The organism is Streptomyces flavofungini, from assembly GCF_014650815.1.
Taxonomy (GTDB): Bacteria; Actinomycetota; Actinomycetes; order Streptomycetales; family Streptomycetaceae; genus Streptomyces; species Streptomyces flavofungini.
In genome coordinates, this window is sequence record NZ_BMVR01000003.1 from 44450 (window position 1) to 70767 (window position 26318).

General features: G+C 72.7%; 26 protein-coding genes. 10 read left to right on the forward strand and 16 right to left on the reverse strand.

From position 1 onward, the window contains the following. Positions 1-11 precede the first annotated feature (11 nt). The gene (locus IE274_RS07385; protein WP_190114809.1) at positions 12-656 is read right to left on the reverse strand and encodes a response regulator; all 645 of its coding nucleotides are present in this window, start codon (positions 654-656) and stop codon (positions 12-14) included. Next, positions 647-1798 (reverse strand): sensor histidine kinase, encoded by a 1152-nt coding sequence (locus IE274_RS07390; RefSeq protein ID WP_190114810.1) that lies wholly within the window; start codon positions 1796-1798, stop codon positions 647-649. The genes IE274_RS07385 and IE274_RS07390 overlap by 10 nt, the downstream gene beginning before the upstream one ends. Before the next feature lie 156 nt (positions 1799-1954). Between IE274_RS07390 and IE274_RS07395 the strand changes: the two genes are divergently transcribed. Beyond that, positions 1955-2740: a DedA family protein gene (locus tag IE274_RS07395; protein WP_229909339.1), complete on the forward strand. Its 786-nt coding sequence runs from the start codon at positions 1955-1957 to the stop codon at positions 2738-2740. Between the two features lie 40 nt (positions 2741-2780). Here IE274_RS07395 and purB read toward each other — a convergent pair whose 3' ends face one another. Continuing rightward, the gene (gene purB / locus IE274_RS07400) at positions 2781-4223 is read right to left on the reverse strand and encodes an adenylosuccinate lyase (RefSeq protein ID WP_190114811.1); all 1443 of its coding nucleotides are present in this window, start codon (positions 4221-4223) and stop codon (positions 2781-2783) included. Between the two features lie 164 nt (positions 4224-4387). On the opposite strand from purB, the gene IE274_RS07405 reads away from it, so the two are divergent. From IE274_RS07405 to IE274_RS07420, 4 genes are all read left to right on the forward strand, one after another. Next, on the forward strand, positions 4388-4954 hold the full coding sequence (locus IE274_RS07405; RefSeq protein ID WP_190114812.1) for a TetR/AcrR family transcriptional regulator: 567 nt from the start codon (positions 4388-4390) through the stop codon (positions 4952-4954). Between the two features lie 312 nt (positions 4955-5266). Next, the gene (locus IE274_RS07410) at positions 5267-6631 is read left to right on the forward strand and encodes an MFS transporter (RefSeq protein ID WP_229909341.1); all 1365 of its coding nucleotides are present in this window, start codon (positions 5267-5269) and stop codon (positions 6629-6631) included. Then, on the forward strand, positions 6628-7998 hold the full coding sequence (locus IE274_RS07415; RefSeq protein ID WP_190114814.1) for a carotenoid oxygenase family protein: 1371 nt from the start codon (positions 6628-6630) through the stop codon (positions 7996-7998). The genes IE274_RS07410 and IE274_RS07415 overlap by 4 nt, the downstream gene beginning before the upstream one ends. After that, complete coding sequence (locus IE274_RS07420) at positions 7995-8432, forward strand: SRPBCC family protein (protein ID WP_190114815.1); 438 nt, start codon at positions 7995-7997, stop codon at positions 8430-8432. Before IE274_RS07415 ends, IE274_RS07420 begins: the two co-directional genes overlap by 4 nt. A 44-nt stretch (positions 8433-8476) precedes the next feature. Here IE274_RS07420 and IE274_RS07425 read toward each other — a convergent pair whose 3' ends face one another. Both IE274_RS07425 and IE274_RS07430 read right to left on the reverse strand, forming a co-directional pair. Then, entirely contained in the window at positions 8477-9322 is an 846-nt protein-coding gene (locus tag IE274_RS07425) for an SGNH/GDSL hydrolase family protein (RefSeq protein WP_190114816.1), read from the reverse strand. 155 nt (positions 9323-9477) lie between these two features. Then, complete coding sequence (locus IE274_RS07430) at positions 9478-10143, reverse strand: maleylpyruvate isomerase family mycothiol-dependent enzyme (protein ID WP_190114817.1); 666 nt, start codon at positions 10141-10143, stop codon at positions 9478-9480. 70 nt (positions 10144-10213) lie between these two features. Between IE274_RS07430 and IE274_RS07435 the strand changes: the two genes are divergently transcribed. Both IE274_RS07435 and IE274_RS07440 read left to right on the forward strand, forming a co-directional pair. Continuing rightward, complete coding sequence (locus tag IE274_RS07435) at positions 10214-11194, forward strand: LysR family transcriptional regulator (protein ID WP_190114818.1); 981 nt, start codon at positions 10214-10216, stop codon at positions 11192-11194. Between the two features lie 52 nt (positions 11195-11246). Continuing rightward, on the forward strand, positions 11247-11495 hold the full coding sequence (locus tag IE274_RS07440; protein WP_190114819.1) for a holin: 249 nt from the start codon (positions 11247-11249) through the stop codon (positions 11493-11495). Between the two features lie 33 nt (positions 11496-11528). Here the strand turns inward: IE274_RS07440 and abc-f are convergent, their stop codons facing one another. The 7 genes from abc-f to IE274_RS07475 all read right to left on the reverse strand — a co-directional run bounded on the left by abc-f (position 11529) and on the right by IE274_RS07475 (position 20780). Next, the gene (gene abc-f / locus IE274_RS07445; protein ID WP_190114820.1) at positions 11529-13139 is read right to left on the reverse strand and encodes a ribosomal protection-like ABC-F family protein; all 1611 of its coding nucleotides are present in this window, start codon (positions 13137-13139) and stop codon (positions 11529-11531) included. Between the two features lie 20 nt (positions 13140-13159). Continuing rightward, the gene (locus tag IE274_RS07450) at positions 13160-14173 is read right to left on the reverse strand and encodes a hemolysin family protein (RefSeq protein WP_190114821.1); all 1014 of its coding nucleotides are present in this window, start codon (positions 14171-14173) and stop codon (positions 13160-13162) included. After that, positions 14170-15510, reverse strand: coding sequence for a hemolysin family protein (locus tag IE274_RS07455; protein ID WP_190114822.1), 1341 nt, complete (start codon positions 15508-15510; stop codon positions 14170-14172). The genes IE274_RS07450 and IE274_RS07455 overlap by 4 nt, the downstream gene beginning before the upstream one ends. A 203-nt stretch (positions 15511-15713) precedes the next feature. Continuing rightward, positions 15714-16139 (reverse strand): GNAT family N-acetyltransferase, encoded by a 426-nt coding sequence (locus tag IE274_RS07460; protein WP_190114823.1) that lies wholly within the window; start codon positions 16137-16139, stop codon positions 15714-15716. Positions 16140-16270: 131 nt separating this feature from the next. Continuing rightward, positions 16271-17161, reverse strand: a complete 891-nt coding sequence (locus IE274_RS07465; RefSeq protein WP_190114824.1) for a TIGR03621 family F420-dependent LLM class oxidoreductase — start codon at positions 17159-17161, stop codon at positions 16271-16273. Between the two features lie 127 nt (positions 17162-17288). Beyond that, complete coding sequence (locus IE274_RS07470; protein ID WP_190114825.1) at positions 17289-19853, reverse strand: ABC transporter permease; 2565 nt, start codon at positions 19851-19853, stop codon at positions 17289-17291. Positions 19854-19862: 9 nt separating this feature from the next. Beyond that, positions 19863-20780: an ABC transporter ATP-binding protein gene (locus IE274_RS07475; protein WP_229909343.1), complete on the reverse strand. Its 918-nt coding sequence runs from the start codon at positions 20778-20780 to the stop codon at positions 19863-19865. A gap of 177 nt (positions 20781-20957) precedes the next feature. On the opposite strand from IE274_RS07475, the gene IE274_RS07480 reads away from it, so the two are divergent. The 3 genes from IE274_RS07480 (at position 20958) to IE274_RS07490 (ending at position 22187) form a co-directional block, all read left to right on the forward strand. Beyond that, entirely contained in the window at positions 20958-21185 is a 228-nt protein-coding gene (locus IE274_RS07480; RefSeq protein ID WP_030358728.1) for a toxin-antitoxin system HicB family antitoxin, read from the forward strand. 36 nt (positions 21186-21221) lie between these two features. Beyond that, positions 21222-21560 carry a helix-turn-helix domain-containing protein gene (locus IE274_RS07485; RefSeq protein WP_190115329.1) on the forward strand — a complete coding sequence of 113 codons (339 nt, stop codon included), beginning with the start codon at positions 21222-21224 and terminating at the stop codon, positions 21558-21560. Between the two features lie 264 nt (positions 21561-21824). Continuing rightward, positions 21825-22187 (forward strand): VOC family protein, encoded by a 363-nt coding sequence (locus IE274_RS07490; protein WP_229909345.1) that lies wholly within the window; start codon positions 21825-21827, stop codon positions 22185-22187. A 46-nt stretch (positions 22188-22233) separates the two neighbouring features. Here IE274_RS07490 and IE274_RS07495 read toward each other — a convergent pair whose 3' ends face one another. The 4 genes from IE274_RS07495 to bioB all read right to left on the reverse strand — a co-directional run bounded on the left by IE274_RS07495 (position 22234) and on the right by bioB (position 26289). After that, a complete protein-coding gene (locus tag IE274_RS07495) occupies positions 22234-22914 on the reverse strand; it encodes a class I SAM-dependent methyltransferase (protein WP_190114826.1) in 681 nt (226 codons plus the stop codon). 165 nt (positions 22915-23079) lie between these two features. After that, positions 23080-23793: a dethiobiotin synthase gene (gene bioD / locus IE274_RS07500; RefSeq protein WP_190114827.1), complete on the reverse strand. Its 714-nt coding sequence runs from the start codon at positions 23791-23793 to the stop codon at positions 23080-23082. Then, positions 23790-25109, reverse strand: coding sequence for an adenosylmethionine--8-amino-7-oxononanoate transaminase (locus IE274_RS07505; RefSeq protein ID WP_190114828.1), 1320 nt, complete (start codon positions 25107-25109; stop codon positions 23790-23792). Before IE274_RS07505 ends, bioD begins: the two co-directional genes overlap by 4 nt. Continuing rightward, the gene (gene bioB / locus IE274_RS07510) at positions 25102-26289 is read right to left on the reverse strand and encodes a biotin synthase BioB (RefSeq protein WP_190114829.1); all 1188 of its coding nucleotides are present in this window, start codon (positions 26287-26289) and stop codon (positions 25102-25104) included. Before bioB ends, IE274_RS07505 begins: the two co-directional genes overlap by 8 nt. Positions 26290-26318: the final 29 nt, after the last annotated feature.

Consider the following 26318-nt stretch of genomic DNA (forward strand, 5'->3'; position numbering starts at 1 on the left):
CCCCGTCGGCGTCACGAGTCGAGAAAGCGCAGGATCGCCAGCACACGACGGCTGTAGCCGCTGACATCGGACAGCTCCAACTTGTCGAAGATGGCGTTCACATACTTCTCGACCGCGCTCTGCGAGACGTGCAACTGCTTCGCGATGGCCGCGTTCGTATGCCCCTGCGCCATCTTCGCGATGACCTCGTGCTCCCGCTCGGTCAGCCGCTGCAACGGGTCCACCTGGCTGCTGAACGTCAGCAACTGCCGCACCACCTCCGGGTCGAAGGCCGTCCGGCCCGCCCCCACGCGGTCGAGCGCGTCCAGGAACTCGTCCACCTGCACGACCCGGTCCTTGAGGAGATAGCCCACCCCCTCCGTGGCCGTGGTCAACAGGTCTGTGGCGTAACGCCGTTCGACATACTGCGATAGCACCAGGACACCCGTGTCCGGCCACTTCTTGCGTATCTCCAGCGCGGCCCGCAACCCCTCGTCGGTGTGCGTCGGAGGCATCCGCACATCCACCACGGCGGCGTCCGGCGGATCGGCGGCGATCGCCTCAAGGAGGGCCTCCGCGTCCCCCACGGACGCCGTCACCTCGTGCCCCTCCTCGACGAGCAGCCGCGCCAGTCCCTCGCGCAGCAGCGTCGAGTCGTCGGCGAGTATTACGCGCATGGCAGCTCCGCTGTGATGACGGTGGGACCTCCGGCCGGGCTGGCCACGGACAACGTACCGTCGACCGCCGCGATCCTCCGGGTCAGGCCCAGCAGTCCGCTCCCGGCCGGATCGGCCCCGCCACGGCCGTCGTCCTCGACCCGCAGCCGCAGCAACTCGCCCTCCCGGTCGGCCCGCACCGTGACCAGTCCGGCACCGGAGTGCTTGACCGCGTTCGTCACGGCTTCGGCGGCGACGAAGTACGCGACCGCCTGCGCCGTCGGCGGCGGGGTGTCCCGCAGTTCGCAGGCAAGCCGGACGGGTATCGCGGCCCGCTCGGCGACCGTTTCGAGCGCGGCGGCGAGTCCGCCCTCGTCGAGTGCCGCCGGATACACCCGCCACGCCACCTCTCTCAGCTCCACCAGCGCCTGCTGCGACTCCTCGTGGGCCTGCCGGAGCAGCTCCGACGACTTCTCCGGGTCCGGGGTGCGGCGGGCCCGGCCGAGCAGCATGCCCAGCGCGACCAGGCGCTGTTGCACTCCGTCGTGCAGGTCCCGCTCGATGCGTCGCCGCTCGTCGTGGACGGCCTCCACGACCCCGGCCCGGCTCTCGGCCAGCTCACCGATGCGGCGCTGCAGCGTTTGGCGATCGCTGGGGCCGAGGTAGTGCCGTATCAACTGCTCGTCCATCAGCGCCACCGCATGCACTCCCTGGATGCACAGGAAGAGCAGGAAGAGACCGCCGAACGCGGCGGGCGCGACGGCTGTCGGCCACTCGTCCAGGTCGACAAGCACCCAGCCCCACGCCAGCAACGACGCATAGCCGGCGCCGATCGCGGCGGCCAGCAGCACCACACCGCCCAGCACCCCCACCGTCCAGCGGGTGGCGACATAGGAGAGGGCGGCCATGCCGGTCAGCGGCGCTGCCAGATCCGCCGTGCCGGTGTCGTACCAGCGGGCCATCCGGCGGCGCTGCAGCTCGGCCCACCAGCGGGCGACCGCCAGTATCCGGGTCTCGCCGCGGCGGTCGTCGGCGGATCGCCCGAGGGTGGCGAGCAGCCACAGCCCGGACGCGAGCGTCATGGCCAACTCGGCAACGGCGCTGAGGGATCCGAGGAGGACCCCGGCGGCGATGCGCAGTCGGCGAGCGAGAAGGTTTCGCATGATCAATGACGCTAGCCGAGCGATGCGCGGAGCGGACTGCGGAAAACCGCAAAGCTGCTTGCGGCAGTCCGCAGCAGTGGTCTGCGGCGGTCCGCAGCGCAACTGTGCGGCCGCCCCCATACCGGCCTGGCCTGCGGTTTCCGTACCGTCGAAGACATGATCCGCACCGCTTCGCACACACTCAGCGCCGCGTACGAATCCGCCTCGGCAGCAGTCCCACCCACGGCCGTGACCTCGGCCGCGACGTCCGCCGGGTCCGAGCCCGCACGGTCCGTCCGCTCCGTCATATACGCGGCCGCACCCGCCGACGCCCCCGCGGGCGGCATAGCGGGATGGGCCGCCGACCTCATGGACTCCCTGGGCGCGATCGGCGCCGGCGCGGCGATCGCGCTGGAGAACCTGTTCCCCCCGCTGCCCAGCGAAGTGATCCTGCCGCTCGCCGGATTTGCCGCGAGCCAGGGCAAGTTCAGTCTGATCGCGGCCCTGCTGTGGACCACGGTCGGCTCCGTCGTCGGGGCGCTCGCGCTGTACTGGGTCGGGGCGCTCCTCGGCCGTGACCGCACCGTCGCCATCGCCGCGCGCCTGCCGCTGGTGAAGACGGCGGACATAGAGAAGACGGAGGCATGGTTCGAACGGCACGGAACCAAGGCCGTGTTCTTCGGCCGCATGATCCCGATCTTCCGCAGCATGATTTCGATACCGGCAGGCATCGAACGGATGCCACTGCCCCTGTTCCTGGGCCTCACGACCCTCGGCAGCCTGCTCTGGAACAGCGTGTTCGTCGTGCTGGGCTACGCGCTCGGCTCCCGCTGGCACGAGGTCACGGACGCCGTTGGCCTGTACTCGAAGGGAGTCCTCGGCGTGGTCGCCCTGGCCGTGGTCGCGTTCGTGGCGGTGCGCATACGGAAGGCGGGCCGCGGTGCGCACCGGGCGAGGAGCTAGTCCCACCGGGTGCGCAGGCCACGGCCCGCCTGTGAAGGCCTTAGAGGATCGAGCCCGGCGTGTAACCCGCCGCCTCGGGGTGCTCCTTCAGCACCGCCTCGATCTGGGCGATGACCGCGGCGACCTGGTCGCTGGCGGCGCCCGTGAACGAGAGCTTGTCGGCCATCAGCTCGTCCAGCTGGGTGCGGTCCAGCGGGATGCGGGAGTCGGCGGCGAGCTTGTCCAGGAGCTCGTTGCGCTCGACGCCCTGCTCGCGCATGGCGAGAGCGGAGGCGACGGCGTTCTCCTTGATGGCCTCGTGGGCCTCCTCGCGGCCGACACCGGCCCGCACCGACGCCATGAGCACCTTGGTCGTGGCGAGGAACGGCAGGTAGCGGTCGAGCTCGCGGGCGACGACGGCGGGGAAGGCACCGAACTCGTCGAGGACCGTCAGGAAGGTCTCGAGGAGGCCGTCCAGCGCGAAGAACGCGTCGGGCAGGGCCACGCGGCGTACGACGGAGCAGGAGACGTCGCCCTCGTTCCACTGGTCGCCGGCCAGCTCGGCGGTCATGGAGGCGTAGCCGCGCAGGATGACGGTGAGGCCGTTGACGCGCTCGCAGGAGCGGGTGTTCATCTTGTGCGGCATCGCGGACGAGCCGACCTGGCCGGGCTTGAAGCCCTCGGTGACCAGTTCGTGTCCGGCCATCAGGCGGATGGTCTTGGCCAGTGAGGACGGGGCGGCGGCGAGCTGGACGAGCGCCGTGACCACCTCGTAGTCGAGGGAGCGGGGGTAGACCTGGCCGACGGAGGTGAAGGCACGGTCGAAGCCGAGGTGGGCGGCGATGCGGCCCTCCAGCTCGGTGAGCTTCTCGGCGTCGCCGCCGAGCAGGTCGAGCATGTCCTGGGCGGTGCCGACGGGGCCCTTGATGCCGCGCAGCGGGTAGCGGCCGAGGAGGTCGTCCAGGCGGCGGTAGGCGACGAGCAGCTCGTCGGCGGCGGTGGCGAAGCGCTTGCCGAGGGTGGTGGCCTGGGCGGCGACGTTGTGGGAGCGGCCGGCCATGACAAGCTCGGCGTACTCACCGGAGAGCCGGCCGAGGCGGGCGAGGACGGCGACGGTGCGGGAGCGGACCAGTTCGAGGGAGAGCCGGACCTGCAGTTGCTCCACGTTCTCGGTGAGGTCGCGGGAGGTCATGCCCTTGTGGACGTGCTCGTGACCGGCGAGGGCGTTGAACTCCTCGATGCGGGCCTTCACATCGTGGCGCGTGACCTTCTCGCGCTCGGCGATGGAGGCCAGGTCGACCTGGTCGAGCACGCGCTCGTAGTCCCCGATCGCGGCGTCCGGCACGTCGATGCCGAGGTCCTTCTGGGCGCGCAGGACGGCAAGCCAGAGGCGGCGCTCCAGCTTCACCTTCTGCTCGGGCGACCAGAGCAGGGCGAGCTCGGTGGAGGCGTAACGCCCGGCGAGGACGTTCGGGATACGGGGCTTTGCAGGCGCGGCAGTCACAGTCGGCCATTCTACTGGCGGTTTCTGCAGGCCAGCGCCATGGCGGTCGTCGTCGGAAGCTACAAGTGGTGGGGGTGGGAGGAGGCCAGGTCAGGGGTGTGCGGCTGGGGGCGGTGGTCGGGGAGGGGTTGACGGGGGATAGGCGTGAGTGGTCTATTACTCACATGGGTACGACGAAGGTGCGCCAGCTCTCCACGGCGGAGGCGCGCAGGGGTGAGGTGCTGGCCACCGCGGCGAAGGTGTTCGCGGGGCGGGGGTACTACGGGACGTCCACGACGGAGGTCGCGAAGGGGGCCGGGATCTCGCAGTCGTACCTGTACCGGCTGTTCCCCGACAAGAAGGCGCTGTTCGTGGCCGTGGTCGAGGATGTCTCGCGGTTGATCCGTGAGCGGCTCGGCGAGTCGGTCGCGAAGGTGGGGAGTGCGGATCCGGGGGAGGTGCTGTGGGCGATGGGGGATGAGTACGCCCGGCTGATCGCGGACCGCGAGGACCTGCTGAAAGTGCTGATGCACGCGAACTGCGCGGCGAGCGAGCCGGAGATCAGGGAGGCGGTGCAGGGGATGTACGCACGCCTCGTGGAGTATGTGCGGTCCGCGTCCGGGGCGCCGGACGGCGCGGTGCAGGAGTTCTTCGCCAGAGGGTTCCTGTGCAATGTGGCGGTCTCGATCGGGGCGCTCGAACTGGACGCGCCGTGGACGAGGACGCTGTTGGCGGGTATCAGACACTACTGAGCCGTCGGGGGGTGCTGCGGTACGGCCGCGAGGGCTTCGCCGTACGAAGGGCCGCATGTGCGGCCTTTCTTTTGGGGCAAGGTGTGAGTGATTGACCACTCTTTCTTCGGTGCGGTGCGGTGCGGTGCGGTGCGGTGCGGTGCGGTGCGGCGGTGCGGTGCGGCTCGCGCTCGGGTTCGGGTTCGCACTCCGGCTCCGGCGCGGGGGCGGGGGCGGCGCAAGGGGCAAAGCCAGGGACTCGGGACTTTGGACTTGGGGGGTGTGACGGTGATGAGACACCAGGACACAGGTGAGGCAGGGGAGGCGGGGTGGATGCCCCGGGTGCCCCCGGCGACGGAGACGCGGCAGGGGCCCGCGCTCGTGGCGCTGGCGACGGCTCAGTTCGTCGTCGTGCTTAGTACGTCGATCGTGAATGTGGCGCTGCCCGCCGTGTCCGGAGGGCTCGGGCTGTCGGCCGGGGCGCTGTCGTGGGTGGTCAATGCCTACGTACTGGCCTTCGGGGCACTGTTGCTGCCTGGTGGCCGGTTCGCGGATCTCTTCGGGCGGCTGCGGATGTTCGTTGCCGGGACGACGGTGTTCGCGCTGGCGTCGCTCGCCGCCGGGCTGGCCCCGAACGCCGCCGCGCTGATCGCCGCCCGCGCCGCCCAGGGCGTCGGCGCCGCGCTGCTCGCGCCCGCAGCGCTCGCCCTGGTCCTGCTGATCTTCCCACCGGGCCCGGTGCCCGGGGGCGGCGCGGGCATGACGCGCGGCGCGGCACTGGGCGTGTGGGGTGCGGTCTCCGGGGCGGGCGGCGCGGCCGGGGTGATCCTCGGTGGCGTACTCACGGAGTGGTACGGCTGGCGGGCGGTGTACCTCGTCGTGGTGCCGCTCGCCGCGGCCTCGCTCGGCGCGACCCTCCTGCTCGTCCCCGCCGACCGGCCGACCGGCGGCGGCCTCGACCTCGTCGGCGCGATCACCTCGACTGCGGGCCTGACGGCAGTCGTCTACGCGCTGACCGCCCGGCAGCCGCTGGCCGCCGCGGCGGGCCTCGTGCTCCTGGCCGCGTTCGCCGACCGCCAGCGCCGGGCGCGCACCCCGCTCGTACCGCCGCGTCTGCTGCGCACCGGACGGGTCGCGGCGGCCAACCTGGCCATGACGCTGCTCGGCGCCGTCTGGGTCGGACTCTTCTACTTCCTGCCGCTGTACCAGCAACAAGTGCTCGGATACAGCGCGTTGGCGGCGGGCCTCACGCAACTCCCGCTCGCGCTCACCGTCGTCGCCGCGTCCACCCTCGCGCCCCGCCTGCCCGGCCGAGCGGGCCTCGCCGCCGCGCTCACCGCTCTCACGCTGGGCCTCGGCTGGCTGGCCCTGGCCCGGACCGACGGCACCTTCGCCGTCGATCTGCTCGGCCCCTCGGTCCTGGTCGGCGCGGGCCTCGGCGTCGCGTTCGTCCGGCTCACCACGCTGGCCACCGACGGCGTGCCGGCCGCCGACTCCGGTCTCGCGGGCGGCCTCGTCAACACCACCCGGCAGATCGGCGGCGCCCTCGGCCTCGCCCTGCTGACCGCCGCCGCACCCGCGGCGGCGGACTACCGCACCGCGTTCGCCGCCACGGCCGTCATCGCCGTTCTCACGACGGCCGCCGTACTCACCACCCTCAGCAGCCCCACCCACCACACCAGGAGGAACCGGTCATGACCAAGAAGCCCTACCTCACCGGCCACTACACACCGGTCACCGACGAGGCCACCGCCCACGGCCTGACCGTGCACGGCACCCTCCCGCCCGAGCTGAACGGCCGCTACTTCCGTAATGGCCACAACCCCAAGCCCGGCATCACCCCCACCCACTGGTTCAAGGGCAGCGGAATGATCCACGGTGTCCGGCTGCGCGACGGCCGCGCCGAGTGGTACCGCAACCGCTGGGTGCACACCCCGGCCCTCGACGGCGTGCCGTACCTGGGTGCCGACGGCATACCGAACCTGCGCGCCAGCGACGCCGCCACCCACGTCATCGAGCACGCGGGCCGCATCCTGGCCCTCCAGGAGGCCAACCTCCCCTACGAGCTGACGCCCGACCTGGAGACCGTCGGCGCCCACGACTTCGGCGGCCGCCTGAAGACCGCGATGACGGCGCACCCGAAGACCGACCCCGCGACCGGCGACCTGCACTTCTTCGGGTACGGACCGTTCCCGCCGCACCTGACGTACCACGTCGCCGACGCCAAGGGCGAGATCGTGCGCAGCGAGGTCGTCGAGGGCGCCGGGCCGTCCCTGATGCACGACTTCGGGATCACCGAGCGGTACGTGGTGTGGCTGGACCTTCCCGTCGTCTTCCACCCCGAGGAGCACTCCGGCATCCCGTACCGCTGGAACGACCGTTACACCCCGCGCATCGGTGTGATGCCGCGCACCGGACCCGCGACGGTGCGCTGGTTCGAGGTGGAGCCCGGCGCCCTTCTGCACGTCGCCAACGCGTACGAGGACGAGAGCGGCCGGGTCGTCCTGACCGGGCCGCGCTACGACCGCGGCGCCTGGGAGCAGACCTGGAAGTTCTGGATCGGCGCACCCGGCCACGCGCCGCAGCCCATGGTCGGTGCGACCCATTATCGGTGGATACTCGACCCGGCCACCGGCGTCGCCACCGAGGAGACGCTGGACGACCTCATCACCGAATTCCCCACCGTCAACGAGGACGTGACGGGCCGCCCGCACCGCTACAGCTACGCCGTGGCCTTCCCCGGACCGGACCTCGACGCGTACGCGATCGTCAAGCACGACCACACCGCGGGCGGACGTGAGCTGATGCCCATGGGGCCGGGCCGGATGCCCGGCGAGGCCGTCTTCGTACCGGCCGAGGGCGCCACCGGCGAGGACGAGGGCTATCTGCTCACCGTGGTCAGCGACCTCGCCGAGGACGCCTCGCAACTGCTCGTCATCGACGCCTCCGCCCCCGGCGCCGGGCCGCTCGCCGTCGTCGAGCTGCCGCGCCGGGTGCCGAGCGGAATCCACGGCTCCTGGATCGCGGACGCCGACGCCCCGGCCGTCGAAGGCGGTGCGGCATGATCAGCACCCGCCACGAGATCACCGTCGCCGCGCCCGTCGAGGTCGTCTGGCGGCTGCACACCGACATCGCCGCCTGGCCGCTGTGGCACAGCGGCATCGAACGGGCCGAGACGTCCGGCGAGTTGAAGGTCGGCATGTCCTTCAGGTGGCTCACGCACGGCCTCGACATCACGTCCACGGTCGCGGCCATCGAGGAGCACCGCTCCATCACCTGGGGCGGCCCCACCTCCGGCATCGACGGCATGCACCGCTGGACCTTCGCGCCGACGGCCGAGGGCGGCACGTCGGTGGTCACCGAGGAGTACTGGACCGGGGCCCCGGTCGACGCCGACCCCGAGGGGATGCGGGCGCTGCTCGCGCAGTCCCTGATCGACTGGCTGGCGGAGCTGAAGGACGCGGTGGAGGCGGGCGGAGCAGGGAGGCGGGAGAACTAGGGCCGACCCGTCGGACAGGCCCTGCACCGGATGGACGCTCGCGCTCAGGCCCCGTCCGGCTCCACGCGCCGCCACGTCTGTACGGGTCCCGGCGTCGCCGCGTCCGCGGGCGTCACCCAGAACGCGCGTCCCGTCACCGGGTCCACCTGGGCGCCCGAGCGGCCGTCGCCGGAGGAGCGGCCGGTCAGGCGGCGGCCGATCCACGGGCCCAGGTACTGCCGGGCGAAGCGGACGTCGGCGACGCGGCGGGGCAGCCAGGCCGCGGGGACGGGGGGAGGCAGCGGGCTGCCCCAGTCGTCCTCCGGCTCGTGGCCGAGCGTCTGCCAGACCGCCTCGGCGACCCGGCGGTGCCCGTCCGCCGTCAGGTGCAGCCGGTCCACGTCCCACAGCCGCTGGTCGGCGAGCGTGGTCGACCCGTACAGGTCGACCACGACGGCGCCGTGCCGTGCCGCGAGGTCGTCGACGTAGCCGAACAGCTCCTCCATGCGCGGACGGAACCGTTCCAGGACCGCGCCCTGGCGGCCGGGGCTGCGCATCAGGACGAGCTGCTTGCAGGCCGGGGCGAGGGTCTCCACCGACTGCTCCAGGAGGCCCCGCACCCGGCCCATGTCGCACTTGGGCCGCAGGGTGTCGTTGAGGCCGCCGACCAGGGTGATCACGTCGGCGCCGAGCGTGGCCGCCATCGGCGCCTGGTCCGCGGCGATCTGCCCGATGAGCTTGCCGCGCACGGCGAGGTTGGCGTACCGGAAGCCGGGGGTGCGGGCCGCGAGGCGCTCGGCCAGCACATCGGCCCAGCCGCGGTAGCTGCCGTCGGGCAGCAGGTCGGACATGCCCTCGGTGAAGGAGTCGCCGACGGCGACGAGGCTCGTGTATCGGGGATCGATCTGCATGGCGATGTGATGGTATCCCGCAGCCCGCACGCCCGCTCGGGCCTGCCCCGAACCCGCATCGGGCCAGCCCTGAGGCCGCCTGGCCCGAACCCGCCTGGCCGGAACCTGCCCGGCCCGAGCCCGCCCGGCCCGGCTCGCACACGAGCGCTCCGCGCTCACCCCAGCGTGAAGCGTTCCGCGTGCTCGCCCCGCAGCCGCCCGGCGGGCAGTCGCCGTCCGAACGCCACAAGGAGCAGGTCCTGCGCGTCGCCCGCCAGCGGCGACCCCGACCCGAAGGACCAGGCAGTGTCGTCGGCCCGCAGCTCCAGGCCGCCGAGGTCGGCGCCGAAGAACTTCGCGGACTTCGGTGTGACGTGGTCGAGGAGGATGCGGAGGCGCTCCTCCGGTACGCGGCGGGGCAGGCGGAGCGGCACGGTGATGTCGAGGCCGTGGACGACGTCGTGGCCGAGCGCGCTCGCGAAGCCGCCGACCGGCGGGGTCCACGGGTGGTCCGCGTGGTCCCGCAGGAACCCCGCGAGGTCGCGCTCGGGGAACGCCGCCGCGTCCGCGCGGGCCCGGCGGTCCGTCATGCGGTGCAGGCTCCCGCGCGCCTTGAGGAGTTCCAGGAGCACGCGGGGGAGGGGGTAGCGGAAGCCCAGGGACATATGGGCGACGACCTCGCGCACCCGCCAGCCCGCGCACAGCGACGGCGCGTCCCACTGTTCGGGGTGCAGGCCGTCCAGGAGGTCGGCCAGGTCCCGGCGTTCGGCCGCGATGGCGGCGCGGATGAGGCGGGTCGACGTGTCCGGCGCGGTCGGTGAGTTCCCCAGTGAGTTCCCCATGCCCCCAAGATCGGCTCGCTGCCGCCATAAGTCCAAGAGCCAGTACGTCTCATGGCTAGCATCCTGAGTTATGGAACTTCGCCAGCTCCGGTACTTCCTCACGGTCGTCGAGGAGGCCAACTTCACGCGTGCCGCCGCCGCGCTGCATGTGGCGCAGCCCGGTGTGAGCGCCCAGATCCGGCAGCTGGAACGGGAGTTGGGGCAGCGGCTCCTCGACCGTTCGGGCCGGTCGGTGACCGTGACGGAGGTGGGCGCGGCGGTCCTGCCGTACGCGCGGGCGGCGCTGGCCGCCGTCGACGGGATGCGGCAGACCGCCGACGAGTTCACCGGGCTGCTGCGCGGGCGCGTCACGATCGGCCTCGTTTCGGGCGCCGCCACGCACGAGTACGACGTGGCGTCGGTCCTCGCCGACTTCCACGACGCGCATCCCCACGTCGAAATGGCCGTCACCGAGGACACCTCGGACCGGATGCTGGCGGCCGTGCGCGAGGGGCGGCTCGACCTCGCCCTGGCCGGGCTCGCCGACGAGGTGCCGCCGGGGGGCGTCAGTTGGGAGGTGGTGGTCGACGAGCCGCTGGCGGCGCTGGTGGCACCGGACGACCCGCTCGTGGCCCTGGCCGTGCCGGCGTGCGACGGCGCGGACGAGGGTGATGAGGGAGACGCGGGCGCGCTCGCGGGAGTCGTCCCGCTGGCAGCCCTCGCCGACCGTCCCCTGATCAGCCTGCCGCGCGGCACCGGGCTGCGCTCCGTGCTCGAACGGGCCTGTACGCGGGCCGGGTTCGCGCCGCACGTCGCCTTCGAGGCGGCCTCGCCGCAGTTGCTGGTCCAGCTCGCGGCGCGCGGTCTCGGCGTGGCCGTGTTCCCGGCTCCGGGTGCGCGGATCGCCGCCGCACGGGGCCTGCGGGTGATCGGGTTCGAGGAGCCGTGCCCGCGCGGGCGGATCGGCCTGGCCTGGCGGACGGACGGCCCGGCGGGGCCCGCGGCCCGCGCGTTCTTGACGCGACTGCGCGCCGCACTGCCTGTACGTGGGTCCCAACCAGCGGGAACATAGCGGTAGTTGAGGACTCACCGAACGGCTCCTCACTACCGGAGAGGGGTCCGCCATGTGGACCGCTGCCTTCTGGAAAGCCACCGGCGAGCGTGCGGTCCGCACCTTCGCGCAGGCCCTCGCCGCCGTCCTCGTCGCGGGGGCGACGAACCTCCTCGACGTGGAGTGGGCCGCCGCGCTCGGCACCGCCGGGATGGCCGCGCTGCTCGCCGTCCTGACCGCGCTCGGCTCCGCGAAGCTCGGCCCGCCCGGCCCCGGCCTCACCGAGGTCCCCGACGGCCGGGGACACCAACCCGTCCGCTGACGACGCCACCCGCCCGCTGCAGCGCCCCGCGCCCTACCCCAGCCCCAGCCTGCCACCCTCCATCCGCACCCGCCGCCCACCGAACCGCTCCCCGAGCCGCCGGTCGTGCGACACCACCACCAGCGTGCCCGCGTACCCCGCGAGCGCCTCGTCCAGCTCCTCGACCAGGGCGGGGGAGAGGTGGTTCGTGGGCTCGTCGAGGAGCAGCAGGTCGGCGGGGGTCGTGACCAGGCGGGCCAGGGCCAGGCGGCGGCGCTGGCCGATGGAGAGGCCCGCCACCGGAACGTGCAGGTCCGCCTCCCGGAACAGGCCGAGGGCGAGGAGCGCGTCCGCGTGGTCCTCGGGCAGCCCGCCCCGCCCGGCGGCGAACGCGTCGAGCAGCGGTACGCCGTCGCCCTCGTGGGCGACCTCCTGGCGCAGGTGGCCGACGCGCGGCGGCAGCCGGACGGTCCCGGAGTCCGGGGTGAGTTCGCCCGCGAGGACGGCGAGCAGCGTCGACTTGCCCGCGCCGTTCGGCCCGGTCACCAGGGTGCGCGAGCCGGGCTCCAGGACGAGGCGGTCCACGGCGAGCCGCGTGCCCGCGGTGACGTCGGCGAGTTCCACGTCGCGTACGAGATCGTGGCCGCCGCCCTCCAGGTCCGCGGCGAACCGCAGCGGGTCCGGCGGGCGCGGCACCGGCTCGGCGTACAGCCTGCGCAGCCGCTCGCGGGCGTTGCGCACGACGCCCGACAACTGGCCCTCCACGGACCGCTGGTGGCCCGCGAAGCGGGGCCGTTCGCTCATCCGCCAGCCCGTGGACAGCTGGGCGGAGCCGCCCTCGGCGAGGCGTTCCTGGCGCTCGACCTCGTCGCGCCAGGCGCGGTGGCGCTCCTCCCAGCGGTGCCGTACGGCCTGCCGCTGCCGCAGATAGCCGTGCCAGCCGCCGCCGTAGCGGGCGACGGCCCTGCGGTCGCCGTCGACCTCGACGATGCTGTCCGCGACCCGGTCGAGGAACACCCGGTCGTGGGTGACGGCCACGACCGTGCCCCGATGGGCGCGCAGCCGCTCCTCCAGCCAGCCGAGCGCCTGGTCGTCGAGGTGGTTGGTCGGCTCGTCCAGGAGCAGCAGCTCGGGCTGCGGCGCCAGGACGCAGGCGAGCGCGAGGCGGGCCGCCTCGCCACCGGACAGCGAGCCGAGGGTCCGGTCGCGGCCGAGGCGCGGCAGGCCGAGCCCGTGCAAGGCGGCGTCCACGCGGGCGTCGGCGCGGTAGCCGTCGCGGGCCTCGAACGCGGCCACCAGATCGCCGTACGCGGCGAGCCGGGCGGACGACGCGTCGCCCGTGAGCGCCGCCTCCGCCGCCCCGATCCGCCGCTCCAGCTCCCGCAGCTCCGCCAGCGCGTCGTCCACCGCGTCCTGCACGGTGGCGTGCGGCGGCAGCCGGAGCGTCTGCGCGAGGTAGCCGACGCCGCCGTCGGCCGCCACGGCGACCTCGCCGTCCGCGGGCACGAACTCACCCGTGATCAGTTTCAGGAGCGTCGACTTGCCCGAGCCGTTCTCGCCGATGACACCTGCCTTGTCGCCCGGAGCAACCGTCAGCGAGACCCGTTCGAGCACGGGCCGTTCCGGATAGCCGTACGACACCTCGCGCAGGACGAGCTGACTCATGACACGCCTCCCCCAGAGATTCACACGGGCTGACCGAACAGCTCCCGCAGTACGTCCTCCATCGTGACCATCCCGGCCAGCCTGCCGTCCTCGCCGAGCACCGCCGCCACATGCGTACGGCTGCCCCGCATGGCCGTGAGGACGTCGTCCAGGGACGTGGTCTCCCGCACCCGGGCGATGGACCGCATGTCCGCCACCCCGAACGGCAGGTCGCGCGGCGACAGGTCGAGCGCGTCCTTCACATGGAGGTAGCCGACGATGCGCCGTCCCTCGTCGACGACGGGGAAGCGCGAGAACCCGGTGTGCGACGACAGCCGCTCCAACTGCTCGGGCGTGACGCCCACGCGCGCGTAGACCACGCGTTCCAGCGGCAGGACCACGTCCCGCACCGGACGGCGGCCCAGCTCAAGGGCGTCGTGCAGCCGCTCCTGCGCGCGGTCGTCGATCAGGCCCGCGTCGCTGGAGTCCTGCACGAGCCGGGCCAGTTCGGCGTCCGAGAACGTCGCCGTGACCTCGTCCTTCGTCTCGACCCGCAGCAGCTTCAGGATCGCGTTGGCGACCGCGTTGATCGTGAACACCAGCGGGCGCACGGCCCGGGCGCACGCCACCAGCGGCGGCCCGAGCACCAGCGCGCTGCGCACCGGCTCGGCGAGCGCGATGTTCTTGGGGATCATCTCGCCGAGCAGCATGTGCAGATACGTCGCCACGGACAGGGCGATGACGAACGAGATCGGGTGCACCAGGCCGTGCGGCACACCCACCGCGTCGAACAGCGGCTCAAGCAGATGCGCGATCGCGGGCTCGGCGACGACACCCAGGACGAGGGTGCACAGCGTGATGCCGAGCTGCGCCGCCGCCATCAGGACGGAGACGTGCTTGAGCCCCCACAGCACGCTCTTGGCGCGCCGGTCGCCCTCCTCGGCGTACGGCTCGATCTGGCTGCGGCGCACGGAGATCAGGGCGAACTCGGCGCCCACGAAGAAGGCGTTGACGACGAGCGTCGCCAGGCCGATCAGCAACTGTATGACGGTCATCGGTCGTCCTCCTCGGGCTCGTCACCGGTCGGTTCGGCGGGCGCGTGCAGCAGGACGCGGGCGGCGCGGCGACCCGTGGCGTCCACGACGTCCAAGTGCCAGCCGGCGACCTCGACGCCGTCGCCGACGGCGGGGATGCGGCCCAGCTCGGTGGCGATCAGACCGGCCAGCGTCTCGTACGGGCCGTCCGGCACCCGCAGGCCCACGCGCGCGAGCTGGTCGGTGCGGGCCGCGCCGTCCGCCGAGTACAGCGCCCGGCCGTCCTCGTCGGTCCCGGCCGGGGCCAGGTCGGGCGTCTCGTGCGGGTCGTGCTCGTCGTGCACCTCGCCGACGACTTCCTCGACGATGTCCTCCAGCGTCGCGACCCCGGCGGTGCCGCCGTACTCGTCGATGACGACGGCCATGGTGCGCTTGCCCGAGAGCCGGTCCAGGAGCCGGTCCACGGTCAGCGACTCCGGTACGAGCAGCGGCTCGCGCATCAGCTCGCTGACGGGGTGGCGCGACCTGCGCTCGGCGGGCACGGCCAGGACGTTCTTGATGTGGACGACCCCGACGACCGAGTCGAGGTTGCCGCGGTAGACCGGGAACCGGGACAGGCCGGTCGCGCGGGTCGCGTTGGCGACGTCCTCGCAGGTGGCGGCCACGTCCAGGGCGACGACCTGGACGCGCGGCGTCATCACGTTCTCGGCGGTGAGGTCGGCCAGGTTCAGCGTGCGCATGAACCGCTCGGCGGTCTCCGCCTCCAGGGCGCCCTCCTTCGCGGAGTGCCGGGCCAGGGCGACCAGCTCCTTGGGGCCGCGCGCGGAGGCCAGCTCCTCGGTGGGCTCCAGGCCGAAGCGGCGCACCGCGCGGTTCGCGGTGTTGTTCAGGTGCCGGATGAAGGGGCGGAACGCGGCGCTGAACACGCGCTGCGGCGTCGCCACGCGCTTGGCGATGGGCAGCGGCGAGGAGATCGCCCAGTTCTTCGGCACCAGCTCGCCGACGACCATCAGGAGGACGGTCGACAGGGCGGTGCCGAGGAGGAGGGCGACGGTCGAGGACGCCGAGTCGGGGACACCGGCGGCGTTCAGCGGGCCCTCGATGAGGTCGCCGATCGCCGGTTTCGCGAGCATGCCGACGACCAGGCCGGTCACGGTGATGCCGAGCTGCGCGCCGGAGAGCTGGAAGGTGAGGTTCTTGACCGCCTTGAGGGCGCTGGCCGCGCCGCGCTCGCCGCGCTCCACGGCGCGCTCCAGGTCGCTGCGCTCGACGGTCGTGAGCGAGAACTCCGCCGCGACGAAGACGCCGCACGCGAGCGAGAGCAGCACCGCCACGAGGAGCAGGAGCACTTCAGTCATCGGGTCACCTCCGTCCCATGATCGGCCAGGGGCGGAGTGAATGCGCGATGTGGGGTACTGGGAGGCTCGCCCATGGGCGGACGCTCACACCTTTCCGTCGGGTTCGAGTAGTGCGCCCATGTTAAAGGATCGGCAAAACCCTACGCTCCACGTTACTCTCTGTCATCTTTCCGGGCCGCCGCGTCGCCGAGGCGGTGGTGCGGTCACTCCGCGAGCGGCTTCACCCAGCGGCTCCACTGCGGCTGCGGGGCGTATCCGGCCGCGTGCCAGGCGTGGTGCGCCAGCTCGTTGCGGTTCAGGACCATCGCGTCGGCCCGCCGCCCGCCGAGCGCGACGAACCGCTCCTCGGCCGCGCGCAGCAGCGCCGAGCCGATCCCCGCCCGCCGGACGTCGGGGTGCACGGCGAGGCGGTACAGCGACGCCCGCCAGCCGTCGAACCCGGCGATCACCGTGCCCACCAGCTCCTCGTCCCGCTCGGCGAGCAGCAGTGCGCCCGGGTCGTGGGCGACCAGGCGCTCCACGCCGGAGCGGTCGTCGCTGATGCTGGTGCCCTCGGCGGCCGCCTTCCAGAAGGCGAGCACGGCGTCCAGGTCGTCGGGGGTCGCGGCGCGTATCCGTAGATCAGTCATGACGGCATCCCATCACCGGGCCTGGCGATGCCGCGCGGAGATTTCGAGATGCGGACAGGCCCTGTCCGGGTCACGGGAAGACCGCGCACGGAGATGCCGTCGGCGCGGCGGGTGCCTCCCCGTACGGCCCCTCAGCTCCCGCGCAGTTCCTCGATCACCGGGCCGAACGTCTCCAGACTCGGCTCCAGGACGGTGAGGTACGAGAACCCGTACCGCTCCCGCTGGGCGCGCAACTGCTCGGCCATCTCCCGGACCGTGCCGAGCAGGAGGATCGGCAGGTCCAGGGCCTCGTCCTCGGTGAGGTGCGGGATGAGCGGCAGGGAGGGCCGGATGGCGGCTCGCCGGTCCCGCGTCACCTCGACGACCTGGATCAGGAGATTCAGTTCGGCCGGTGCGGTACGGGTGGCGGCGTGGCGCTGATACGTGGCGACCCGCTCGTCCAGGCCCGCCGCCGTGATGACGTCCAGCTTGCCGTTCGGGTCGCCCAGGACCGCGCGCGCTCCGGTGAACGCCGCGATGTCGGCGTGCTCGGCGATCATCTTGAGGACCCGGTCGCCGTTGCCGCCGATCAGCAGGGGCGGGCGCGGGCGCTGCAGGGGCTGCGGCTGGTGTTCCGCCGAGGCGAACAGCCTGTCCAACTCCTCGACGGTGCGCACCAGATGGGACACGCGCTCGCCGGGCGTGGGCCAGGGCAGCCCCGCCGTGTCGAACTCCGCCTTCACATATCCGGTGCCGAGCCCCAGTTCGAGCCGTCCGCCGGTGAGCGCGTCCGTCGTGGCCACCTCGCGGGCGAGCAGCGCCGGGTTCCAGAATCCGGCGTTGAGGACGAACGTGCCGACCCGTGGCCGCTCGGTGGCCTCGGCCGCCGCGACGACCGCAGGGAACGGCGCGGGCATGCCCAGATGGTCGGGGACCAGGATCACGTCGTAGCCGAGTTCCTCCGCCCTGCGGCACTTCTTGCGCCACTCGTCTCCCGCCGAGGGGGTGACCATGTTGACCCCGAACCGGAACGGCCTGGACATGAACTCTCCTCACGTGTCGCGCAGTTGGCCGCCTCGGGCACGCGGATCCCCGCTGGCCGCCGCGGGCCATCAGTTCACCACGCGCCCGCCCTCGCGCAACATGTAGCCGAACCCGCACGCGCGGCCCTCACTCGTGCGCGATCGCCTCCAGCACATTCATCCGCGAAGCCCGCAGCGCCGGCAGCAGCGCAGCCACGATCCCGACCACCACCGACCCGACCACGACCGCCACCAGCGTCGACCACGGCACCGCGAACGCCGTCAGGCCCTGCAGCTCCAGGACTTGATGCATCGACACCCCCCACACCAGGCCGAGCGCGAGGCCGAGCACCGCGCCGAACACGGCGATCACCACCGATTCGAGCCGGATCATGCGCCGCAGCTGCCGCCGGGCGAGGCCGATCGCCCGCAGCAGCCCGATCTCCCGGGTGCGCTCGACGACGGACAGGGCAAGGGTGTTGACCACGCCGAGCACGGCGATGACGATCGCGAGGCCGAGGAGCGCGTACACGAGGTAGAGCATCACCGCGATCTGCTCGCGGATCAGCTTCTTGTAGTCGGCCTGGTCGCGGACCTGCACCTGCGGGTACGGGTCGAGCGCGGTGTCGAGCCGGTCGCGCAGCGCCTCGGCGTCCGTGCCGGGTGCGGTGTTGACGTAGACGGCGGAGTCCTGGCCGTCGGGCACGTACTTCTCCAGGGTGCCGAGCCCCATGATGAGCCCGCCCTTCATGCCGGGACCCTCGGCGCCCTCCTGGTCGGTGAGCGCGCCGACCGTCAGCTCGGCCTTGCGCTCGCCGGGGAACTCCACGGGCAGCTTCGCACCGACGCGTACGTCGTGGTCCTTGGCGAAGTCCCGGTCCATCGCGACGTTGCCGGGGGCCAGCGCCCGCGCCGAACTCCCTTGCGCGTACGTGATCTTCACGACGTCGTCGAGCCGGCTCCCGTAGCCGGCGGCGGTCGTCTCCACGCTCTTGCCGTCGGGCATGCTGAGCTTCAGGGGCGTGAAGCGGTTGCGTACGACGAGTCCGGCGCCGTCGGTGCCCCGGATCTTCTCGGTGACCTCCGCCGGGAACGGCATGAACGTGTTGTTCTGCACGACGAAGTCCGCGCCGAGCGTCTTGTCGATCTGGTCGTCGAACGACTTGGTCATGGAGGCGCTGGCCACGGACAGGCCGCCGACCAGGGCGAGTCCGACCATCAGCGCGGCCGCGGTGGCGCCCGTGCGGCGCGGGTTGCGCAGGGCGTTGCGCTGGCTCATCCGGCCCACCGAGCCGTAGACGGCGGGGAAGGCGCCGCCGAGCACGCGGATCACCGGCCGCACCAGGAGCGGACCGGCGACGACCGTGGCGACGAGGCTGAGGACGATGCCGAGCCCGAGCAGCGAGGCCGACGTGGAGGTCTCGGTGGCGACCGCGCACCCCACGAGGGCCGCCGCGCCGCCTGCCGCCACGACCGAGCCAACGACGCCCCGCACCCGCAGCGGCCGCCCCACGCCCGCGATCTCGGCGTCGGCGAGCGCGGCCATCGGCGAGACCTGCGCGGCCCGGCGCGCCGGAAGATACGCCGCGAGGAAGGTGACGCCCACCCCGACGACGTACGACACGACGGGGGTCGGCCAGCCGATCACCATCTCCGTGGACTTCAGGTTCATGCCGAACAGGCCCATCAGCTCGATGAGTCCGGCGGCGAGCCCGATCCCGGCGGCGAGCCCGAGGGTGGAGCCGACCACGCCGAGCAGCACGGCCTCGATGAGCACGGAGCGGCGCACCTGCCTGCGGTCGGCGCCGAGTGCGCGCAGCAGGCCGAGCTCGCGGGTGCGCTGCGCGATGAGCATGGAGAAGGTGTTGACGATCAGGAAGATGCCGACCAGGACGGCGACCCCGGCGAAGCCGAGCATCACGTACTTGATGACGTCCAGGAAGCCGCCGAGTTCGGAGGCGGCGGACTCGGCCTGCTCGTCGGCGGTCTCCAGGTCGTAGCCGCCGCCCAGGTCGGCGGCGACGCGGCGCTTGAGCTCGGTGTCGCTGACGCCCGCCGCGGCGTCGACGGAGATGCTGGTCGCGGCGTTCTTGTCGCCGAGCAGTCTGGCCTGCGCGGTCGGGGTGTCCAGGAAGACGAGCGCGGCACCGGGGTTGGTGGTCGTGAACGTGACGATGCCGACGACCCTGGCCTCGAACGAGCCCGGCGCGGCCAGGATCTTGAGGGTGTCCCCGATCTCCACGTCCTTCTTGTCGGCCGTGTCCGCGTCGATCATGGCTTCCCCGGCGGCGCGCGGCGCCCGGCCCGAGGTGATCTCCACGGGGGAGCGCTCGGTCTCGTACCAGTTCCCGGCGATGGTGGGCGCGCCCGTGGTGGGGCCGACGGGGTCGTTGTCGCGGTCGACGACCGTGATGTTCTCCACGGACGCGTCGATGTGCGTGGCGGCGACGCCGTCGACCTTCGCGACCCGCCGCGCCAGGTCCGCGGGCACGGTCGGGGTCCGGCCCGTCGGCATGCTCTCGTCGAGGTCGTCCTTCGGCCCGACGGCGAGGTCGGCGGCCGTGGACGCGAAGAGCCGGTCGAAGGTGCGGGAGACGGTGTCCGAGAAGATCAGGCTGCCCGCGACGAACGCCACGGAGAGGATCACGGCGAGCGCGGACAGGGCGAGCCGGCCCTTGTGCGCGAGGAAGCTGCGGAGTGTCGCCTTCAGCACGGTGTCGCCTCAGTCCTGGGGGGACGGGTCGTCGCGGGTGGGTTTCGCCAGGGGGTCGGTGGGCGGAACGCCCGGGTCGGAGGCGAGGGGTGCGGCGGCGGCCGTCGTCCCGCCGGCGGGATCGGCCCCGTCGGCGGCGTCCGACGCCGCCCCGTGCAGCACGTCGAACCGCTTCATCCGCTCCAGGACGCCCTCCGCGGTGGGCCGCGCCATCTCGTCCACGATCCGGCCGTCCGCGAGGAAGAGCACCAAGTCGGAGTGGGCGGCGGCGCCCGGGTCGTGCGTCACCATGACCACCGTCTGACCCAGCGAGTCCACGGCCTCGCGCAGGAACCCGAGGACTTCGAGACCGGCCCGCGAGTCGAGGTTGCCGGTCGGCTCGTCGGCGAAGATCAGCTCGGGGCGGGAGGCAAGCGCACGCGCGCACGCCACGCGCTGCTGCTGCCCGCCGGAGAGCTGCGCGGGCCGGTGGCCCAGCCGGTCGCGCAGACCGAGCGTGTCGATGATGTGTTCCAGCCACTCGGCGTCGGGGCGCTTGCCCGCGATGTCCATGGGCAAGGTGATGTTCTCGCGCGCGTTCAGCGTCGGGATCAGGTTGAACGACTGGAACATGAAGCCGATCCGGTCCCGCCTGAGCTGCGTCAGCTCGCGCTCCTTGAGCCCGGTGATCTCGGTGTCGCCGAGCCACACCTGGCCCGCCGAGACCGAGTCCAGCCCGGCAAGCGTGTGCATCAGCGTGGACTTGCCGGAACCGGAAGGCCCCATCACGGCGGTGAACCGCTGCCGCGCGATGTCCACGTCGACCGCGTCCAGGGCGAGCACCGTCGTCTCGCCCGAGCCGTACGCCTTCGTGAGCGCGCGTGCGCGGGCCGCGACGCCGGCGTGCTCGGCGTGCTCTGTGTGCGGTGTCGAAGCAGGTGTGGACAAGGCCGCCTCCCCGGTCGTGGCCGTCCCAACTCGCGTATGCCAGCAGAGGGTAAAGGGTCGGAGCGGGTGGCTGGTATCCCTCGCAGGTCCCTGTGTGAGGCGTGTGTAAGGGGCACGTGGCCGGGCCCGCCCGGCACCCCCTTGCCGGTGCTAGCGGATCGGCGCTAGCTTGTGGACATGGCGAAGACTCAGCTGAACGTGCGGGTGGACGAGGACACCGCCCGGGCCGCGCGCGAACGCGCCATGGCCCGTGGTGTGAGCGTGAATCGCTATATCGAAGAGCTGGTCAAACAGGACGCGGGCGAGCTCGGCCACACGTTCGTGGAGGCCGCCGCCGACTTCATGAAGCAGTACGAGACCGTCTTCGCCGAGGAGTTCGGCGCAGAGCGTGAGGGTCGTCGCTGACCCTTGAACCTCAGAATCGACCTCGCCTGGCTCCTGATGGTCGCCGAACACAAGACGCCGGGAGATCCACAAGTAACCGACTGGGGCGCCCTGGTGGCCGCCGTCGCCCGTCACCACGCGGAGATCTTCGGCGTCCCCGTCTACGAAGGCCCGCACGACCGCGCCGCCGCCCTGCTCCAGCTCCTCCTGCACCTCCCCGCCCTCGAACGCTCCAACGCCCTCTTCGCCTCCTCGGTCGCCTACGCCTACCTCGTCGCCAGCGGCGTGAAGGTCGTGACCTCACCCGAGCAGGTACGCGACCTGGCCCGCCTGATCAAGGAGGACGGGGCGAGCGTGCAGGACATAGCGCGGGAGCTGCGGCAGTGGAGCCTGTGAGCCGGTGCGGCCGACCGGGCGGCGCCGTCATCCGTGGCCCGTTCGCGGCGCGGCTCGTACCTGCCGCTCGCGCCGCCCGGCTGGCAGGATGACGTGCGCTCCGCTGGCCGTGCGGCGAAGATGGGCCTGGCGGTCCGGTGCGGCGACCGGGGCGCGGTCCTGCCCGGCGAGCGGTGCGCCTCGCACGGCGGGCGGCCGATGAGTTGCGGGTCGCCCACCGGTCAGCAGGAGGTAACCGGTCGCGACCACCAGGAGGACCGCACTATGCCCGCCACCATCCAGCCCATGCTGATCACCCCCGATCTGGACCGGCTCGTCGCCTTCTACACGCGCCTCCTCGGCGCCGAGGAGACGGAACGGGTGCCGGACGAGGGGCCCGTCTTCTTCCTGAACCTGCGGGTCAAGGACTCCGACCTCGGGATCGTCGCCGACAAGAGCGTCGAGTTGGGCAGCCCACAGCGCTCGCTCCTGAGCGTGACCGTGGACTACGTGGACGAACTGCTGTCGCGCGTCGAGGCGCTCGGGGGCACGGTGCTCGGCCCGGCCAACGACATGCCGTGGGGGCAGCGGGTCGCCCACATTCAGGACCCGGACGGCAACGCGGTGAATCTCGCACAGCCGATCTGAGGGGGACAGCGCCGGTACGGCGTCCGTCCGTCGTGGCGGTACGGCGTCAGCTGGCCGCGTCGTCGGACGCCGGACGCCGTGCCGAGCCCAGGACGCAGCACGACGTCGGGAACTTCGGACCACGCGCGGGCACCACGATCCGGCGGTACGCGCCCACCTCGAACCCGGCCGCACGCAGCGCGCCCACCGTGTCCCGGCTGACATGGCAGCCACCGAACAGACGCGGCCACACCGTCCGGTCCAGGACGCGCTGCGTCGACGCCATCGCGCCGCCCGGGGCCCGGCCGTGCTCGAAGAACCGCAGCTCGCCGCCCGGCCGCAGCACCCGGCGCAGTTCGCCCAGCGCCCTCGGCACGTCCCGCACGCTGCACAGCACCAGCGACGTCACGGCGAAGTCGAACGCCTCGCTCTTGACCGGCAGGGCCTCGGCGGCGCCCGGTGCCACGTCCACAGGGACGTCCGCGCGCAGCGCCGCCGAGACCGCCAGGCGGCGCAGGACGCTCTCCGGCTCGATCGCCACCACCTCGGCGACCGTCGTCGGGTAGTGGGCGAAGTTCAGGCCGTTGCCCGCGCCCACCTCGATCACCCGGCCCGCGGTGCCGCGCAGGAGTTCCTTGCGGTGCGGGGCGACGGCCGGTTCCGCGGAGACGCTGAGGCGGGCGTAGAAGCGGGCGAAGAGGGGGTGGTGGACCGCGTCGCGCGGGGTGGGGCGGGCGGAGGGCGGCATGGTGCCTCCAAGGGTGGGTGGGGGGTTCTTCCCCCGTTCCGCCCCTTCCCGAACCTGGGGGCTCGCGCCCCCGGCCCCCGGGGCTCCGCCGCGCTACACCCGGTGCCGATCGCGCCGCGCGCTCGTCCGCAAGCGCCGGACGGGCTGAAATCACCCCCCCAGCACTCAGGTGCCGGAAACGCCGCCCGGCCCCGCCCAGCTCCCGCCGAGCCCCGGTCCCAGCCAACCCCCGGCCGCCTCCCGGAACTCCGGCCCCGGCAGGGAACCCGCCCCCTCGGGGATCGAGCCCAGCAGGGGCGCCCCCGCCGCATCCGCCAGTTCGGCCAGGTTGCAGCGGGACGCCAGGTCCGGGGTCGTGGGCCAGCTGCCGATGACCAGGCCCTGGGGCGTGAGGTCGCGGGCTCGCAGGGCCTCGGTGGTGAGGGTGGCCATGTTGAGCGTGCCCAGGCCCGCGGTGGCCACGATGAGGACGGGGGCGGCCAGGAGCCGGGCCGCGTCCGCGAGGGTCGTGCCCGTCTCGTCGAAGCGGACGAGGAGTCCGCCCGCGCCCTCGATGAGGACCAGGTCGTGCGCGGCCGCCAGCTTCTCCGCGGCCTCGGCGACCTCGGCGGGTGTGACCGGTGGCAGACCGGCCCGGCGCGCGGCCGTCGAGGGGGCCAGCGGCTCGGGGTAGCGCGCGAGCTCCACCGGAGTCACCCGGTCGCCCGCCAGCCGCAGCACCTCGTCGACGTCGCCCGGGTCGCCGGGGCCGACGCCGGTCTGGGCCGGTTTGAGGACGGCGACGCTGCGCCCGGCCGCGAGGGCCACCGCGGCCACGGCGGCCGTCGTCACCGTCTTGCCGATCTCCGTGCCCGTACCGGACACCACCAGGACACTCATGCCGCGGCCTCCCCGCTCGCCCGTGCCGCCACGCACACCGCACGGCCGATCTGTGCCACGTCGTCGTCACCCGTGATGAACGGCGGCATCGTGTAGATGAGGTCGCGGAACGGCCGCACCCACACGCCCTCCCGCACCACGGCGCTCGTCGCCGCGTCCATGTCGACCTGGTGGTCGAGCTGCACGACACCGAGCGCGCCGAGGACACGTACGTCCCGTACGAAAGGCAGCTCGGCGGCCGGCGCGAGCGCGGCCCGCAGGCCCGACTCGATGCGCTTGACGTCCCTCTGCCAGTCCTTGGCGAGCAGCAGGTCGATGGAGGCGTTGGCGACCGCCGCGGCGAGCGGGTTGCCCATGAACGTCGGCCCGTGCGCGAGCACCGGCACCTCGCCCCGGGCGATGCCCGCCGCGACCCGCTCGGTGCACAGCGTCGCCGCCATCGTCAGATAACCGCCGGTCAGGGACTTGCCGAGGCACATCACATCGGGGGTGACCCGCGCGTGGTCCGCCGCGAACAGCGCGCCCGTGCGGCCGAAGCCCGTCGCGATCTCGTCGAAGACGAGCAGCACGTCGTGCGCGTCGCACGCGTCCCGCAGCGCGCGCAGATAGCGGGGGGAGTGGAAGCGCATGCCGCCCGCGCCCTGTACGACCGGCTCGACGATCACGCCCGCGAGTTCGTGGGCGTGCCGGCCGATCACGTCGTGCAGGTGCTGCGCATACGTTTCGTCGTACGCGTCGAAGCCCGCCGGGGGCTGGTCCGCGAACACCTGCTGGGGGAGCACGCCCTGCCACAGGCTGTGCATGCCGCCGTCGGGGTCGCAGACGGCCATCGGCTGCCAGGTGTCGCCGTGGTAGCCGCCGCGCCAGGTCAGCATCCGGCGCTTCTCGGGCCGGCCGAGGGAACGCCAGTGCTGGAGGCACATCTTGACCGCGACCTCGACGGACACCGAACCGGAGTCGGAGAGGAAGACGTGCTCCAGGCCGTCCGGCGTGAGGTCGACAAGTCGCTTCGCGAGCCGGACGGCGGGCTCGTGCGTGAGCCCGCCGAACATCACGTGGCTCATGCGGCCCAGCTGGTCGGACACCGCCTCGTTCAGGACGGGGTGGTTGTAGCCGTGGATGGCCGACCACCACGACGACATGCCGTCGATCACTTCGCCGACACCCGCGACGCGCAGCCGCACCCCGCTCGCCGACTCCACGACCAGCGGCTCCTGGCGGCCGGGCATCGGGCCGTAGGGGTGCCAGACGTGGGCGCGGTCGAGGTCGAGGATCTCCTTGACGTCCAGGCCGGACGCCGTGCGCGCGTCAGGCATTGGGCGCCACGTCCGTACCGGCGCCACGGCGGCGCACCGCCACCAGATCGGTGCGCGGCCCCGGAACCTCGGCCTTCACGGCGGGCTCCGCGGCGGGCTCGGTGGCGGGCTCCGCGGCCTCGGCGGAGGCCTCGTCGGGGGCCTGCGAGCCGCAGACCGAACCGCAGCCGCCGCCCCTGCGGTGCTCCGGCAGCGTCACCTGCTCCGTGGTCTCCACCTCGAACCCGGCGTCCGCGATCATCTCCAGGTCGGCCTTGCCCGCCTGGCCCTCGCTGGTCAGGTAGTCGCCGAGGAAGATCGAGTTGGCGAGGTGCAGGGCGAGCGGCTGGAGCGTGCGCAGATGCAGCTCGCGGCCGCCCGCGATGCGGACCTCGATGTCCGGGCAGACGAACCGGACCATGGCGAGGATGCGCAGGCAGCGCTGCGGGGTGAGGTTCCACTCCTTGGCGAGCGGGGTGCCCTCGAACGGGATCAGGAAGTTCACCGGCACGGAGTCCGCGTCCAGCTCGCGCAGCGCGAAGACCACGTCGACGAGGTCCTGGTCCGTCTCGCCCATGCCCGAGATCAGGCCCGAGCAGGCGGAGAGCCCGGCCGCGTGCGCCTTCTGCACGGTGTCGACACGGTCGGCGTAGGTGTGCGTCTTGGTGATGTCGCCGTACGTCGCCTCGGACGTATTGAGGTTGTGGTTGTAGGCGTCCGCGCCCGCGCCGCGCAGGCGCTCCGCCTGGCCGTCGGAGAGCAGCCCGAGACAGGCGCAGACCTCGACGCCCTCGTTCTCTTCCTTGATCGTCTTGATGGTGGCGGAGACCCGGTCGACGTCCCGGTCCGTGGGCCCGCGCCCGCTCGCCACCAGGCAGACCCGCTTGGCCCCGCCGGCGAGCCCGGCCGCCGCGGCCTTGGAGGCCTCGTCGGGCTTCAGCCACGTGTACTTGAGGATCCCGGTGTCCGCCCCGAGCCGCTGCGAGCAGTACGAGCAGTCCTCCGGGCACAGACCCGACTTGAGGTTGACCAGATAGTTGAGTTTCACCCGTCGGCCGAACCAGTGGCGCCGTACCTTTCCGGCCGCCGCCACCACGTCGAGCAGGTCCTCGTCGGAGGTCGCGAGCACCGCAAGCGCCTCGTCACGGCTCGGCAGTTCCCGCCGAAGCCCCTTGTCCACCAGCGTGTTGAGCAGATCCATGGCGCCGATCCTGACGCACGCCGGACTTT

Bases quoted from the DNA above. Each gene is read 5' to 3' on its own strand.
- IE274_RS07385 (WP_190114809.1), bottom strand. From the start codon at position 656: ATGCGCGTAATACTCGCCGACGACTCGACGCTGCTGCGCGAGGGACTG.
- IE274_RS07390 (WP_190114810.1), bottom strand. From the start codon at position 1,798: ATGCGAAACCTTCTCGCTCGCCGACTGCGCATCGCCGCCGGGGTCCTC.
- IE274_RS07395 (WP_229909339.1), top strand. From the start codon at position 1,955: ATGATCCGCACCGCTTCGCACACACTCAGCGCCGCGTACGAATCCGCC.
- IE274_RS07405 (WP_190114812.1), top strand. From the start codon at position 4,388: ATGGGTACGACGAAGGTGCGCCAGCTCTCCACGGCGGAGGCGCGCAGG.
- IE274_RS07410 (WP_229909341.1), top strand. From the start codon at position 5,267: ATGCCCCGGGTGCCCCCGGCGACGGAGACGCGGCAGGGGCCCGCGCTC.
- IE274_RS07415 (WP_190114814.1), top strand. From the start codon at position 6,628: ATGACCAAGAAGCCCTACCTCACCGGCCACTACACACCGGTCACCGAC.
- IE274_RS07420 (WP_190114815.1), top strand. From the start codon at position 7,995: ATGATCAGCACCCGCCACGAGATCACCGTCGCCGCGCCCGTCGAGGTC.
- IE274_RS07425 (WP_190114816.1), bottom strand. From the start codon at position 9,322: ATGCAGATCGATCCCCGATACACGAGCCTCGTCGCCGTCGGCGACTCC.
- IE274_RS07430 (WP_190114817.1), bottom strand. From the start codon at position 10,143: ATGGGGAACTCACTGGGGAACTCACCGACCGCGCCGGACACGTCGACC.
- IE274_RS07435 (WP_190114818.1), top strand. From the start codon at position 10,214: ATGGAACTTCGCCAGCTCCGGTACTTCCTCACGGTCGTCGAGGAGGCC.
- IE274_RS07440 (WP_190114819.1), top strand. From the start codon at position 11,247: ATGTGGACCGCTGCCTTCTGGAAAGCCACCGGCGAGCGTGCGGTCCGC.
- abc-f (WP_190114820.1), bottom strand. From the start codon at position 13,139: ATGAGTCAGCTCGTCCTGCGCGAGGTGTCGTACGGCTATCCGGAACGG.
- IE274_RS07450 (WP_190114821.1), bottom strand. From the start codon at position 14,173: ATGACCGTCATACAGTTGCTGATCGGCCTGGCGACGCTCGTCGTCAAC.
- IE274_RS07455 (WP_190114822.1), bottom strand. From the start codon at position 15,510: ATGACTGAAGTGCTCCTGCTCCTCGTGGCGGTGCTGCTCTCGCTCGCG.
- IE274_RS07460 (WP_190114823.1), bottom strand. From the start codon at position 16,139: ATGACTGATCTACGGATACGCGCCGCGACCCCCGACGACCTGGACGCC.
- IE274_RS07465 (WP_190114824.1), bottom strand. From the start codon at position 17,161: ATGTCCAGGCCGTTCCGGTTCGGGGTCAACATGGTCACCCCCTCGGCG.
- IE274_RS07480 (WP_030358728.1), top strand. From the start codon at position 20,958: ATGGCGAAGACTCAGCTGAACGTGCGGGTGGACGAGGACACCGCCCGG.
- IE274_RS07485 (WP_190115329.1), top strand. From the start codon at position 21,222: ATGGTCGCCGAACACAAGACGCCGGGAGATCCACAAGTAACCGACTGG.
- IE274_RS07490 (WP_229909345.1), top strand. From the start codon at position 21,825: ATGCCCGCCACCATCCAGCCCATGCTGATCACCCCCGATCTGGACCGG.
- IE274_RS07495 (WP_190114826.1), bottom strand. From the start codon at position 22,914: ATGCCGCCCTCCGCCCGCCCCACCCCGCGCGACGCGGTCCACCACCCC.
- bioD (WP_190114827.1), bottom strand. From the start codon at position 23,793: ATGAGTGTCCTGGTGGTGTCCGGTACGGGCACGGAGATCGGCAAGACG.
- IE274_RS07505 (WP_190114828.1), bottom strand. From the start codon at position 25,109: ATGCCTGACGCGCGCACGGCGTCCGGCCTGGACGTCAAGGAGATCCTC.
- bioB (WP_190114829.1), bottom strand. From the start codon at position 26,289: ATGGATCTGCTCAACACGCTGGTGGACAAGGGGCTTCGGCGGGAACTG.